Below are 13,897 nucleotides of genomic sequence, written 5' to 3'. Positions count from 1 at the left end.
AAATATCCCTGTTTTTGTTCGTTTCGCATCGAAAAATTTTTATAATACAGGCTTATTTAGATTTATAAGATGAACGGGCATGATTCGTTTAATGCAACAAGCCGATGTTAATGCAGTTGTTCAAATAGAAAAGTTGGTGCAAAGTCATCCTTGGACGCTGAACCAATTTCAGGATGCAGTGAATGGTTACCAAAGTACAGTGATTGAGCAAGCAGGACAGGTAGTGGGTTTTTGTATTCTGCAACCCGTTTTGGATGAGGCAAATTTATTATTGATGGCAATTGATCCCAATCAGCAGGGCAAGGGTTTGGGTTATCGGCTCTTAGATGAATCAATTGCTTTACTGAAGAATCAACCCGTGCAAATTTTCTTGGAAGTGCGGGAAAGCAATCAAGCTGCGATAGCCCTATATGAGAAGTCAGGTTTTCATCAGATTGATTTGCGTAAAAATTATTATCCAAGCCCGAATGGTGGGCGTGAGCATGCCATTATTATGGTTAAAGCTTGTACTGATGATTTTTCTCAGTTATTCAAATCATGATTTAAATATTTATGCGATGGAGTGAATCGACTCCATCAAAATATCCAGTTTATTTAATGATTGAATTATTCCAACCAGAGGGAAGTGTGGTCATTAATGAGTTTCCCAAAAGTTGAATCTCTTCTGCACTGAGTGAGCGATTAATACGACGCCATTGCCCATCGAGCAATAATTCTAGGGGCGTGTATTGAGACTTATAATTCATTTTATTGGAATGTGGCACCCAGTAACCTAAATAGACATAGTTCAATTGCTGTTGTTGTGCATATTCAATTTGCTTCATGATGGCAAAAGCCCCTAATGAGCGGCGATTTTCATCGGGATCAAAAAAGGTATATACCGCAGACAGACCATCATCAAGTTGGTCACAGGTCGAAACGCAGAGCAACTGCTCATCTTTCCACAGTTCCAGAAAAAAACTCTCAGTACAAGTATGGATCAGAAATTTTTCAAACTGGTCATAGCTAGGGGGAAACATATCACCATCGGCATGGCGTTCACGAATGTAACGTTCATATAAAGCATAATGTACATCACCCGCATCTTTAGGTTGAGTAATTTTCACCGTCAGATCTTGATTGCGTTTCCATGCTTTTTTTTGCTTGCTGTTCATTTGAAACTCTTGGACAGGAACACGGCAAGACAGGCATTGACGACATAAATGGCATTCGGGACGATAAACAAAGTCCCCGCTACGACGAAAACCGACACGTGAAAGTTCAGACAAAGTCACGACATCAATCCGATGTGCTGGATCTAGAAAAACCATGCGGGCAGATTTCTTTTCAAGATAACTGCATTCATGCGGTGGTGTGATGTAGTACTGTAAATCATTTAACAGGGACTTCGGGTGATATGAATTCATAAAGATCCCTCTATTGTTTTCATTCGATTAATTGCGAAGATAACGCTATTCTTTTACTTGAAAATACACCCTCTTGATACTTTTTCCAATCGATAGAGGGTTGTTTTATAATATCTTGTAACGATTTTAAATACTCTTGTCGAGAAATTGTACAAGCACCAAGGCTAAGTAAATGATCATTCACCAATTGACAGTCAATCCAAGCCAGTTGGTTTTCTTGTCCAAGCAACATTAAGGTATAGAATGCCATTTTAGACACGTCAGTACGGATACTGAACATCGATTCGCCAAAGCACCCCTTACCGATGCTCACACCATACAGCCCACCGACAAGCTGATCTTGTTCCCAGACTTCAATACTATAAGCATAACCCGCTGTAAACATGTCCAAATAACCTTGAATAATTTCTTCTGAAATCCACGTGTCATTTGCATAGCTGCGAGGGAGCGAACAAGAACGAATGACCGATTCAAAAGCATGATTAATGGTAATTTTATAGTCATGCTTTTTCATATTACGCAGCAAGGATTTACTCGGATGATATTGCTCGGGGCGAATAATGCAGCGCGGCTCGGGACACCACCAGCAAATGGGCTCACCTTCAGAAAACCATGGAAAAAGACCGTGGGTATAGGCTTCAAAGAGGGTAGAAGGGGAGAGGTCTGCGCCAATGCAAATCAGCCCATGTCCTTCTGGATCTGAATCAATTGGATCGGGAAATAAATATTCGGAAGGTGCTAAAGTATGCTGCATGATTGAGTTCTGGGAGTTATTCTTTACGCTATCATACATAAAAAAACCGCCCTATTTGGACGGTTTTAATAGATACAAAAGATTATGAACCTAGTGCATCTAAATATTTTTCAGCATCGAGTGCAGCCATACAGCCTGAACCCGCTGAAGTAATTGCTTGGCGGTAAATGCTGTCAGCTACGTCGCCTGCTGCAAATACGCCTGCAACCGATGTTGCAGTCGCATTGCCAGAGGTACCACTTTGCACTTGAATGTAGCCATCACGTAGGTTGAGTTGACCTTCAAACATACCTGTATTTGGTTTGTGACCAATCGCAACAAATAAACCTTGAACATCAATATCTTGTGTTGATTCATCTTGGGTTGATTTCAAACGAACTGCAGTTACACCCGTTTTGTCACCCAATACTTCATCGACTTGATTGTTCCAAAGGATGCTGATTTTGCCTTCTTTTTCTTTTTCAAATAAATGATCTTGTAGAATTTTTTCTGAACGTAAACTGTCACGACGATGCACAAGCGTCACATGTGAGGCAATGTTAGACAGATAGAGTGCTTCTTCGACCGCAGTGTTACCACCACCGACCACCATGACTTTTTGGTTTTTATAGAAGAAACCGTCACAAGTTGCACAAGCACTGACACCTTGGCCCATGAATTTTGCTTCAGACTCTAAACCTAAATACTGTGCAGTTGCACCCGTTGAGATAATCAATGCATCACAAGTGAACTCTTCCATATCGCCTTTAAGAACAAATGGGCGAACACTAAGGTCAACTTCATTGATGTGGTCATACACGATTTCTGTGCCAAAACGTTCTGCATGGGCTTGCATACGTTCCATGAGTGCAGGACCAGTTAAACCTTCTGGGTCACCCGGCCAGTTATCCACTTCCGTTGTTGTGGTTAATTGACCACCCAATTGCAAGCCAGCAATCAGCATTGGTTTTAAATTGGCACGTGCAGCATAAACTGCAGCACTGTAACCTGCAGGACCAGAACCTAAAATAATTAATCGTGAGTGACGAGCGCTCATTCGCGACATCCTTTTTTTCTTTCAAAATTTATGAAATTATACGTGAAAGTGTATAACAGTTGTGTGTGTTCAATGTGGGTAATATTGATCATGCAAATCGGTTTGAGCTATATAGAATAAAGTTAACAACAAGCCCTCATAATGTTGCATCTTTTTTACGTGAACAGGTGCATAATATCAGGTTTTATTAAGAAACAAATTCAGGTTGTTTTCCAAAAAAACATGAATGAAAAAATGCTTACAGGACAGAGTATGACTGCGGTGTCAGGTGCTTATGCACAGCGCTTAATGATGACATTATTTTTAGTCTCATTTGGGATTTATCTGTTCCTTGCAACAGTCACTTATACACCTTTTGATCCCGGTTGGATGCATATTTCCAGTGATACCCAACAGGTTTCTAATGCAAGTGGTGTCGCTGGAGCATGGATTTCAGATTTATTGTTTGGATTTTTAGGTTGGGCAAGCCTGCTTATCCCACTTTTCTTATTTATTGAAGCGATTCAAGTGTGGTGGCCACGCAGTTTTCTGAACCGACCATTTCGTTATGCTGCTCAATTTTTTATTTTGTTGGCGACAGCAACCTTATTATTTTTATTTTGGGAAGTACCTGCGGATACTTTAGCCAATGCCTCTGGTGGTATTATTGGCTATGAGTTGGGACAAAGCCTGAGCCAACTTCTGACCATCTATGGTGCTGCGCTGTTCTTAATTGTGTTTTGGGTGGTGTTATTTACTTTGGCCTTTGGGGTAAAGTGGAACAAAACATGGGATACCTTGCGAGCTACACCTGCCTATCTTCAAGACTTATTTTATAAAAATGTACCTGAGAGTGAATCTGATTTTGACCGTACCACACCTCAAGTGCAAAAACAGGTGATTGCAGTCGCGCCAAGTAAAGCCTCCAATCAAACTGAATTAGATGATACCAATCCCTCTAAAGCCTCAATTGAGCAACCTTTTATTGCTGGTGCGGCAGCCGAGCGTCTGTTTGATGATATGGTGCATAAAGAATCTAAGTTGAATCAGCTTGATGAATTCGATTTAGACGATGATGAAGAGTTTGAAAAAACCATTGCCAAAGCGCATCAACTTGAACAAGACAGCCAGCGTACCATTGCGACGGGTGAAGTTTGGCGTGCTTTAAATACCCATAATGATCATCTACATAAACAAGATATTGAGGCATTATTAAAAGCCGCTGAAGATGAAACTGTAGTTCCTAAGCATGATTTCAATTCTGTAGTAGAGCGTCAATATCCTGTTGATGTGCAGCTTGAACCTTCTCCAAAACCAGTCAAAAATAATCTTGATTGGGACGATGATGAGATTTTTGATGAGCTACTTGCTGCTGTACCTAGTGGTAAGGTGGCTTCGGATGTACATAGCCCATTCCAACGCAGCGAAGTTCAGGCTATTCAGCCTACAACAACCCCTGATATTGCGGTAGTAGACGCTTCAATTTTGAGTATGTCTGCTGTCGCCGGAGTTACTGCTGGGGCAACAAAGGCACATTTATTGAACGATGAATTAGATCGTTTTCTAGATGATTTTGATGCAGAAGAACAACATGCAGAGTCTGCTGTGGTCGAGCAGCGTACAGCATCGTCTTATGCACAATCATCAGCCTTTGTTCAAACGCCAATACAGCACACGGCTATAGAGGTGTCAGAGCGTTTTACTGAACAGAGCAAAGCTGAGTTATCTAAAGAGGCATTCATTGAAGCTTGGCAAGAAACTGCGGGTAAACCTCAAGAAGAAGATGAGTTTGATTTTGATGCGCCTTTGACGGATGCTTCAGGACGACCCATGTCACGTGCTATGCAGGTCGCACAAAAACGTCGTGATTTATCTACGCTACCCGGATTGGATTTGCTTGATCGTGTTGATCCGAACAAAAAAGTAAACTTCACTGCTGAACAATTGGAACGTCTTTCAGAATTACTCGAAATTAAACTACAAGAGTTCAATGTTAAAGCCAAAGTAATGGAAGCTCAACCCGGACCAGTTGTGACGCGGTTCGAATTGGATTTAGCACCTGGGGTTAAAGCCTCTAAAGTCACCAATATTTCGAAGGACTTGGCACGTTCCATGTCAATGGCTTCGGTGCGTGTAGTAGAAGTAATTCCAGGTAAACCTTACATTGGAATTGAAGTTCCAAATAGTGCACGTGAAATGGTGCGTCTTATCGAATTATTGGAAACACCGACTTATCGCGATCCAGCGGGTTTACTTTCAATGGCGATGGGTAAAGACATTTCCGGTAATCCTGTGATTACCGATTTAGGCAAGGCCCCACATATGTTGGTTGCAGGCACCACAGGGTCAGGTAAGTCTGTTGCTGTGAACTCGATGATCTTATCGATGCTGTTGAAATATACACCCGACCAATTGCGCCTGATTATGATTGACCCTAAACAATTAGAACTGGCCAACTACAATGATATTCCACATTTACTCACCCCTGTCGTAACAGACATGAAAGATGCAGTTAGTGCATTGAATTGGTGTGTGAATGAAATGGAGCGTCGTTACAAGCTCATGTCATTCCTTAAAATTCGTAAACTGGCGGACTATAACCGTAAGGTTGAAGAAGCATTGGCGAATGGGGAAGACCTGATTGATCCGACATGGAAAGCCAGTGACTCTGTTGTGGGTGAGCGTGCACCACGCTTAGCACCGTTACCTTCGATTGTGATTGTGGCAGATGAATTTGCCGATATGATTATGCAGGTGGGTAAAAAAGCCGAGGAAATGATTACACGTTTAGCGCAAAAATCACGTGCTGCCGGTATTCATTTGCTCTTAGCGACCCAACGTCCATCCGTAGATGTTATTACAGGTTTGATTAAAGCCAATATTCCAACTCGTGTTGCATTGCGTGTAAACAGCAAAATTGACTCTCGAACCATTTTGGATGCAGGTGGTGCGGAAGACATGTTGGGGCATGGTGATATGCTGTTTCTAGGGCCTGGTAAAATTGAACCTGAACGTGTGCATGGTGCCTTTATTTCCGATGATGAAGTCAACCGAATTTGTGATGCATGGCGAGAGCGCGGTGATCCAGATTATATTGATGAAATCTTGACTCCATATGATGAAGAGCCAACTTCACGTGGTTTTGAAGATGGTGATGGCAGTTCAGACCGTGATGCCTTGTATGATCAATGTGTGGCCTTTGTTTTAGAAACGCGTAAAGCTTCGACGTCATCTTTACAACGCAAGTTCAGTTTGGGTTATAACCGTGCGGCACGTATTATCGATCAGATGGAAGAAAATGGGATTGTGAGTGCGATGGGTGCGAATGGTAAGCGGGATATTCTCGTCTAGTCTTTATCTACTAAAAGCCTGCTTGAGAGCAGGCTTTTTTATGCGGTTCAATTTAATAATAGAACATGGTTTGTGCCAACTCGATAAAGGCACGTGTTGCAGGACTGATCAGTTTTTGATTGCGGACTGCGAGTCCAATTTCACGTTGTGTATTCGGCAGTAAGGGTCTTTTGACAACATTGGGGTGTAGTGCGAGCAGTTCTGGCGTCATGGCCATATCGGCCACAATCGAAATGCCTTCATGCTGATTGACCATATTCAGAATCGTTAATAACTGCGACAGTTGATATTGAATCTTGGGCTGTATGTCATATTGTTTAAGGAGTTTTTCAATATGCGTCTGGCTACCTGCCTTGGTTAAAATAAAAGGGTAGTGCTTCAGTTGGGTAATATCCACCTGACTCATTTGTGCAATCGGGTAGGAGTTAGGAATAAGGGCAATAAAAATATCTTTAATCAGTGGAAAAGTATCCAATTGATGGCTGGGTAAAACCGCAAATCCAACATCAACCTGTTGGTTTAAAATCCATTGCGTGACTTCATCATCGGTTCCTTCTTCCACAAAAACTTCAATTTGAGGGTATTCAGTCCTAAAAGCTTGCAGTAGTTCAGGTAAAAGATGAATCGATGCGGATGCCCCAAATGAACCGATTCTTAAAGTGCCTTGTTGCAGTCCATGTGTCGCAGCAACTTGCTGTTGCATGACTTGTGCTGTATTTAAAATTTCCTGTGCATGGATGCGAAGTTGCTGCCCAATTTCGGTCAGTACAACACTGTTTTGTTCTCGGCTAAACAATTGTACACGCCAAAAATGCTCCAGACTTTTTATGGCATGTGAAACCGCAGATTGAGAAATCCCGAGTTGCTTGGCTGCGTTGCTAAAACTTTGATGTTTAGCAACCAGTAAAAAAATTTCAAGTTGGCTAAAGGTCATTTGAGGGTATGAGTAAACACTCATTTTATTATGAGGGAGAAGAAGGATTATATTCTGTTTCCAAAATGAGTCAAAGCTGACTGATGTGCAGTAATTGGAATAAATGAATGAACATGATCATGGCACTCTTTCCATTGGTTTTCCTGATAGGAATGGGATATGTGTTTAAGCGGACAGGTTTTTTGCAGGAGGGGTTTTGGGCAAACTCTGAAAAATTAAACTATTTCATTCTTTTCCCAGCTTTATTGTTTAGCAATCTTTCTAACGTAAAGCTAGATTTAGGTTCTATGCTCATGCTTTACATGGCATTGATCGTAATCATTCTGTTGATCAGCATGGTGTTATGGGCACTAAAGTTTTACTTTCATATTCCAGTACATCGTTTTGGGGTTTATATTCAAAGCCAGATTCGATTCAATACCTATATTGGGCTTTCTTTGATGGGCTTAATGTTTGGCACAACAGGCATGCAATTGTTCGCCACGATCATTGCTGTGGCAATTCCATTGGTCAATATTGTTTCGGTTTGCTCATTTACCCAAAGTGCACAGGGACAGTTGCGTTTTACGCTTATTTCTGTTGTGAAGAATCCGCTCATTATCGCTTGTTTATGGGGTATCGCATTTAATTGCTCTGGCTTATTGATGCCAGAGGGCATATCGCAATTATTGAAGTTATTGGCGAGTAGCAGTCTGCCATTAGGTTTAATTTCAGTCGGAGCGGCGTTACAGTTTAGTCAGCTCAAACCTGATTTCGGGCGCGTCATGATGAATAGTGTATCGCGGTTAGTTGGAGTACCTATACTGACTTATTTTGTGGCACAAGGATTTGGCTTAGCGCCATTACATATAGCGGTCTTGGTGGTTTTCTTTGCTTTACCCACAGCGTCGGCATCTTATATTTTAACGCGCTATTTTCAAGGGGACAGTCAACTCATGGCGGCAATTATTAGCTTACAAACCCTTTTATTTGCGTTGAGCTTTCCATTGCTGATGCAACTATTGTTCTAATTTTTTTAGGTTGAAGATCATAAAAAAGCCTACACAAGGTAGGCTTTAAGGCTTAACCAAATTTTGCCAAGACTTCTAAGAATCCATCACATTGGCGAGGGTATTCAGCAATTACATCATGAATCCGTTGACCTTGGGGATTGGTTGCATTGACATTGCGACCATCTGCGACAAATTGAGTTAACAAACGTTCGTAGTCAGTTGGACGCATATGTTTGAATGCGTGGTAAAGAACATGAAAGTCGGCATTAACTCCTGCAGGAGGAAGCTGATTTAAATAGGCAAAAACGCGCTCATCCGACCATTCTTCATTAAACGTTGCTGGCTGAGATAATGCCATCGCAAACTCCTTGGTATATTCTTTTCAAACTAAAAAGGCAAAATAGCTGATGCTATTTTGCCTTGAATCCATTTGATTGACTAATCAGATTTCAGATTATCGCTCTTCAGGCAAATTGATATTCATCTCCAACATTTCAATATTCGCTTCTGAGCGAACAGACATTTGGATATGTTCTTCATCGACCCCACGAACATAGCGGTTGACCACTTGCATGATCTCTTTTTTCATTTGGTCAATTTTATCTTGGCTCAAGCGTTTACCTAAGCCTTGTTCAGAAGCAACAATGACTTTCAAACGGTCTTTTGCCATTTGTGCACTTGAAGGTTTTTCGTCATTACTAAATAATTTACTCCAGAAGCCTGCCATATTTACACTCCAAATAATCGTGCTAACCAGCCTTTTGGTTTGACTGTAATGTGACGGTAAGGACGTTCTTCACCAAGGAAACGTGCAACTAAATCTTCATAGGCCTGTCCAGCTTCTGCTTCATGGAACAAAATAACAGGTTTACCTTCGTTAGACGCTTGTAAAACGCTTTTACATTCAGGCACCACACCCAGTGTAGGTACACGTAAAATGTCTTTCGAAATGTCATCAATGGTGAGCATTTCTTGCTTGTCTGCACGTTCAGGGTTAAAGCGAGTAATACACAAATGTTTGCGTATACGTCCTTCATTCTGTTCTACTTTTTTAGTTTTACTGTCCAACATACCGATAATGCGGTCAGAGTCACGTACTGAAGAAATTTCAGGGTTGGTCACAATAATCGCTTCATCTGCATGGTACATGGCTAGAATTGCACCACGCTCAATCCCTGCAGGAGAATCACAAATAATGTAATCGAATTCTTGAGATAATTCTTCCATTACACGTGCAACACCTTCATCGGTTAACGCATCTTTATCGCGCGTTTGTGATGCCGGTAAAATGTATAAGTTCTCAATATCTTTATCACGAATAAGTGCTTGTTGTAATCGTGCTTCGTTATTTAAAACATTCACAAAATCATACACAACACGACGTTCGCAGCCCATAATAAGGTCAAGGTTACGTAAACCTACGTCAAAATCGATAACAACAGTTTTGTGACCACGAAGGGCTAAACCTGTTGCAAAAGATGCACTGGTCGTAGTTTTTCCTACGCCACCTTTGCCTGATGTTACGACAACAATTTTCGCCACCGAATCCACTCCTGTTATGGTAAATCCCCCCTTTAATTAGCGGGGTTTTGGTGTTTATTTATACATTAAAATTCCAAAGCTTTGAATTCGAGCTCTTGGTTTTCATTTAAATAAATGTGTACGGACTTCTTTACGACATGGGGTGGAATATCATCGGCAACACAATATGTCCCTGCAATTGAAACCAATTCGGCTTCAAGTGAGTGACAGAAAATGCGAGCAGCACTGTTTCCACCAGCACCTGCGATAACTCTACCACGAGCACTGCCATAAATATGTATATTTCCTGAAGCAATTACTTCTGAACCACTATTTATCCCTGCATTGACGATAATATCGCCATGATCTTGGATTAAACATTGGCCTGTTCGTAAGATTTCATCGTGATACGAGGTAATATGTCCAATATTACGTGGAAATGGAGATGCCTTTTGTGTATTTTCGATTGCCACTTCTGGTGCTTGCACCGCAGTTTCAACCACTTGTTCTTGGGTTGCTTTAATACGTTGTAACGATTTACTGTCAGCGGGGAGTACAGGAAATTGAATCGCACGTGCTTCATCACCCAGTAAACCTTCAATCACCGCCATGGGCTGTAAATCTAAATCGAGCAGCAGTTGAATTAGGGCAATCAGCTCTTGTTCAACGGTACTGTCTAAAATCACCAGAGCACCATGCGTTGTGCTGTCTTGAAGTAGTTGGGTCAGTTGTTGACGAATGGCATTATGGTCATTTGTGTCGAAGGTTAATCTACTAAAGTTAACCATTCTACCGGTGATCCGAATATCAGCCATATTTTATCCTTAAGACTTCGAAGCTATTGGTTTTATGCCGAAGCGATGTTGTAAATAGAGCAAATCCTAGAACAAATTCTTTGAATTCTCTAGCCAAGTTTGTAACTTTTTTATCTTAATGCTTATTCTTTAGCTTGATCGAGCTCTTCAAGGTCTTCTAACCACTGTTTCACCTTCACTTGCTTACGAATAGCGTCCAAACTTTCATACACCGCAGACTCAACCAGTTGTTCGAGCGCATGGTTATCAATATTCAATTCACTGACTTTTTCGGCAATAAGCTTATAGGTATGATTGGGTTGTTCAGGGTTACCCGACATCAACGGCTCTAAAATACCGTAGGTAATATTTTCTCCCAAGCGTTGTCCAATACTCTGGATTTGATGCTCAATTCGCCCACCGACAATCGGAATTAAGCGCAATAACTGAGTGAGTTCAGGGGTATCTTCAATGGCTTGATTCACAATGGCGCCAATATTTTGAGCAATCATCGTTTGGCGTTGTCGTAATTCCGTTGCCAGCGATTCCTGCAAAAGCTCGGCCAAAGCTTGTGCAAATAACACCCGATGATGATCGACCAAATCATGAATGATTTTTTTATGGGTTGAACTGGTATTCAGTTCATGTTTTACCCCATCCAATACCGTAATAACCACGCGATCAGAGAGTTCTTCCATAATCACTCGGTAATAAAATTTTGCTCTTTTTTGAATGGATTCGGGAATAACGTTATAACCCAATTCATGTAGACGAAAAATAATAATCCCAGCACGGAATAAACGGAGAAAACGTAGATGCGGAATAATGGCTAAAATTTCATACCAGTGAATAAAGGGGAAAAAGAACCAACGTCGATGATGGCGATAAAGGATGGCAATCACCCAACGAACCACGAGCTCTGTAATTAAAAATAAGATGAACCATGCTTCGGTGGTAATCACCCAAGGATGTAGATGTGTACGATAAAAATTGAGGATTTCATCTAAATGAAGCGAGGTTAAGAACCAGCCGCCAATATTACTCATTAAGAAAAAATTGGCGCATAAGCAGAACAGATTAAAAATAATCAGGAACACCATAAAGGTGTCATAGATCAGATAGAGTTTAAATGACCAACTCTGTGGATCTACACGATGATATTTTGATTTTTTGGTGGAACTGTTCTGCTTCATAGGATTACACCGTACTCATTTCAGCAGTTGTTGAATATTGAGCTTTCATTTGACTAATCAGTTGATCTTTTTCGGTCCAGAGTTGATCGACCCATGCTTGGAAGCGTGCACGATATTCTTCATCATCTTCGTAGTTTCCACCTAAAACCCAGTCAGGAATCTCAATTTTGCGTAAATTCACGGCAATTCGACCCACTTCACCGAACCAGAATTCGCCATAACCGGGTGCACCATCTGGGTAGACAATCGTCATATCGACTAGCGCATCAATTTGATTGCCTAAAATATCGAGGGCGAGGGCTAAGCCACCAGCTTTCGGTTTAAGTAGATTCTGATAAGGTGAGTTTTGTTGCTGATGCTTTTCTGGAGTGAATCGTGTTCCTTCCAAATAGTTCAGTAAGGTAAAAGGCTGGCTCAGTAATTGTTCGCAGGCTTTACGTGCTTCTTCCATATCGCGGGATTTGAGCTCTGGGTTTTGCTCAATTTCTTGTTTGGTATGCCGCTTCATCATCGGGAAGCCTAAAATTTTAAACGCTTGTCCAACAAAGGGAATAAAAATAAGTTCCCACTTGGTAAAGAAGCGGGTCAGGGGCATACGCGTGAGTCCAAAATATTGATTCACTGTCGTGTCGACCCAACTTTGATGATTACAGGTCATTAAATAACGACCTTGCATGCTTAAGTCGAGATCCTCATCGACCGTAATGTCCCATTTTAGATGGGGTAAAACATGATCAATCAACCAGTTATTGACCCCAAGCCAGCTATTGGTAATTTTAATATTGGTTTTATCTACTTTTTCTGATTGTTTAAATAGTTTGGTTAAACCAAGCGCAAGTACAGGCGGCCCATGAAAAAAAGTGCTGCCCGTCATGACAGAGCCAACAGTTAGTCCACGTGTGATTTTTTTTAATATGGGTTGTTTGTTTGCTTGAGATGACATATAAAAAATAATCCTAAGTAAAATCATCCATTATCGTTATTGAATATAGTTGCAAATTCTGAAAATAAAACAAGCGTTGTGTTTGGTAAATTATCCTTCATGATTTATTAAACATGTAGGGAATGTGATGAATGCACATTCAAAGTTAGAATTAATTATTACAAAATGTAACCATACAAGCTATTATTTACAAAAGATCAATGGTCTAAGTCCTATTTTTAGGCGACCATTTCAAGCATAAACAAAACACACAAATGGAGGCATGTCATGCGTGCACTATTAATTTCATCAGCAGTAGCAGGGGCGTTGGTTCTTTCAGGTTGTCAATCTACTGGCACTGGTATGGAATATGACAAAGCGGCAATCGGTGCAGGTCTCGGTGCATTATTGGGTGCAGGTCTTGCATATTCAAATGCAGACAAAGATAAAATGGGTCAAGCCGCTGCAATTGGTGCCGTAGTGGGCGGTGGTGCAGGTCTATTATTGGACAAAAAAGAGAAACGTCTTCGTGAAGAACTTGCGGGTACTGGCGTTGATGTAGACCGTAACAAAGATGGTTCGATTAATTTGGTAATGCCAAGTGTTACGTTCGCAACCAACTCTTCTACCATTCAACCGCGTTTCCAAACAGCATTGAATGATGTTGCACGTGTATTACGTGAAGATGGTACAGCCAACAAACTTGCACTTGTAATTCATGGTCACACAGACAACACAGGTACAGATGCGATTAACAATCCATTATCTCAAAACCGTGCAAACTCTGTAATGGGCTATTTATCATCTCAAGGGATTGCAAGCTCACGTATGACTGCACGTGGTTATGGTTCTACTTCACCAATCGCGAGCAACGATACTGCTGCGGGCCGTGAACAAAACCGTCGTGTAGAAATTACAGTGTATGAAACAAAATAATTAATATTTTGTTTGCTTAGAAATCATTGAGTTTCGGAAAAGCCACCTTTAGGTGGCTTTTTTTATGAACAGATAATCG

14 protein-coding genes are annotated in these 13,897 nt (G+C 41.1%); 4 read left to right on the top strand and 10 right to left on the bottom strand.

The annotated features are described in order from the left end of the window. Nucleotides 1–79: 79 nt before the first annotated feature. Entirely contained in the window at nt 80–541 is a 462-nt protein-coding gene (gene rimI / locus E0H82_RS02970; RefSeq protein ID WP_131262923.1) for a ribosomal protein S18-alanine N-acetyltransferase, read from the top strand. Between the two features lie 49 nt (nt 542–590). Here the strand turns inward: rimI and E0H82_RS02965 are convergent, their stop codons facing one another. From E0H82_RS02965 to trxB, 3 genes are all read right to left on the bottom strand, one after another. Beyond that, nucleotides 591–1,406: an arginyltransferase gene (locus E0H82_RS02965; RefSeq protein WP_131262922.1), complete on the bottom strand. Its 816-nt coding sequence runs from the start codon at nt 1,404–1,406 to the stop codon at nt 591–593. Between the two features lie 19 nt (nt 1,407–1,425). Then, nucleotides 1,426–2,160 (bottom strand): leucyl/phenylalanyl-tRNA--protein transferase, encoded by a 735-nt coding sequence (gene aat / locus E0H82_RS02960; protein ID WP_131262921.1) that lies wholly within the window; start codon nt 2,158–2,160, stop codon nt 1,426–1,428. A gap of 82 nt (nt 2,161–2,242) precedes the next feature. Next, nucleotides 2,243–3,196, bottom strand: a complete 954-nt coding sequence (gene trxB, locus E0H82_RS02955; RefSeq protein WP_131262920.1) for a thioredoxin-disulfide reductase — start codon at nt 3,194–3,196, stop codon at nt 2,243–2,245. A 252-nt stretch (nt 3,197–3,448) separates the two neighbouring features. Between trxB and E0H82_RS02950 the strand changes: the two genes are divergently transcribed. Beyond that, entirely contained in the window at nt 3,449–6,526 is a 3,078-nt protein-coding gene (locus E0H82_RS02950) for a DNA translocase FtsK (protein WP_131262972.1), read from the top strand. Between the two features lie 52 nt (nt 6,527–6,578). Here E0H82_RS02950 and E0H82_RS02945 read toward each other — a convergent pair whose 3' ends face one another. Then, entirely contained in the window at nt 6,579–7,460 is an 882-nt protein-coding gene (locus tag E0H82_RS02945) for a LysR family transcriptional regulator (RefSeq protein ID WP_131262971.1), read from the bottom strand. 119 nt (nt 7,461–7,579) lie between these two features. Between E0H82_RS02945 and E0H82_RS02940 the strand changes: the two genes are divergently transcribed. Next, entirely contained in the window at nt 7,580–8,470 is an 891-nt protein-coding gene (locus tag E0H82_RS02940) for an AEC family transporter (RefSeq protein WP_228258615.1), read from the top strand. A 52-nt stretch (nt 8,471–8,522) separates the two neighbouring features. Here the strand turns inward: E0H82_RS02940 and E0H82_RS02935 are convergent, their stop codons facing one another. From E0H82_RS02935 to E0H82_RS02910, 6 genes are all read right to left on the bottom strand, one after another. Then, complete coding sequence (locus tag E0H82_RS02935) at nt 8,523–8,810, bottom strand: PA4642 family protein (RefSeq protein ID WP_131262918.1); 288 nt, start codon at nt 8,808–8,810, stop codon at nt 8,523–8,525. 96 nt (nt 8,811–8,906) lie between these two features. Next, a complete protein-coding gene (gene minE, locus E0H82_RS02930; RefSeq protein ID WP_116762020.1) occupies nt 8,907–9,179 on the bottom strand; it encodes a cell division topological specificity factor MinE in 273 nt (90 codons plus the stop codon). 2 nt (nt 9,180–9,181) lie between these two features. Continuing rightward, nucleotides 9,182–9,994, bottom strand: coding sequence for a septum site-determining protein MinD (minD, locus tag E0H82_RS02925; RefSeq protein WP_131262917.1), 813 nt, complete (start codon nt 9,992–9,994; stop codon nt 9,182–9,184). A gap of 65 nt (nt 9,995–10,059) precedes the next feature. Next, nucleotides 10,060–10,788 carry a septum site-determining protein MinC gene (gene minC, locus E0H82_RS02920; RefSeq protein ID WP_131262916.1) on the bottom strand — a complete coding sequence of 243 codons (729 nt, stop codon included), beginning with the start codon at nt 10,786–10,788 and terminating at the stop codon, nt 10,060–10,062. Nucleotides 10,789–10,910: 122 nt separating this feature from the next. Then, nucleotides 10,911–11,960, bottom strand: a complete 1,050-nt coding sequence (locus E0H82_RS02915) for a preprotein translocase subunit SecA (protein WP_131262915.1) — start codon at nt 11,958–11,960, stop codon at nt 10,911–10,913. A gap of 4 nt (nt 11,961–11,964) precedes the next feature. Continuing rightward, a complete protein-coding gene (locus tag E0H82_RS02910; RefSeq protein WP_131262914.1) occupies nt 11,965–12,903 on the bottom strand; it encodes an acyltransferase in 939 nt (312 codons plus the stop codon). A 267-nt stretch (nt 12,904–13,170) separates the two neighbouring features. Here E0H82_RS02910 and E0H82_RS02905 point away from each other — a divergent pair, with 267 nt between their 5' ends. Further along, on the top strand, nt 13,171–13,818 hold the full coding sequence (locus tag E0H82_RS02905; protein WP_131262913.1) for an OmpA family protein: 648 nt from the start codon (nt 13,171–13,173) through the stop codon (nt 13,816–13,818). The last annotated feature ends 79 nt before the right edge of the window (nt 13,819–13,897 follow it).

This window comes from Acinetobacter sp. ANC 4910 (assembly GCF_004331035.1).
In the GTDB taxonomy this organism is placed as follows: Bacteria; Pseudomonadota; Gammaproteobacteria; order Pseudomonadales; family Moraxellaceae; genus Acinetobacter.
The sequence above is the reverse complement of the archived record's forward strand: the minus strand, read 5'-3'. Positions and strand labels throughout refer to the sequence as shown.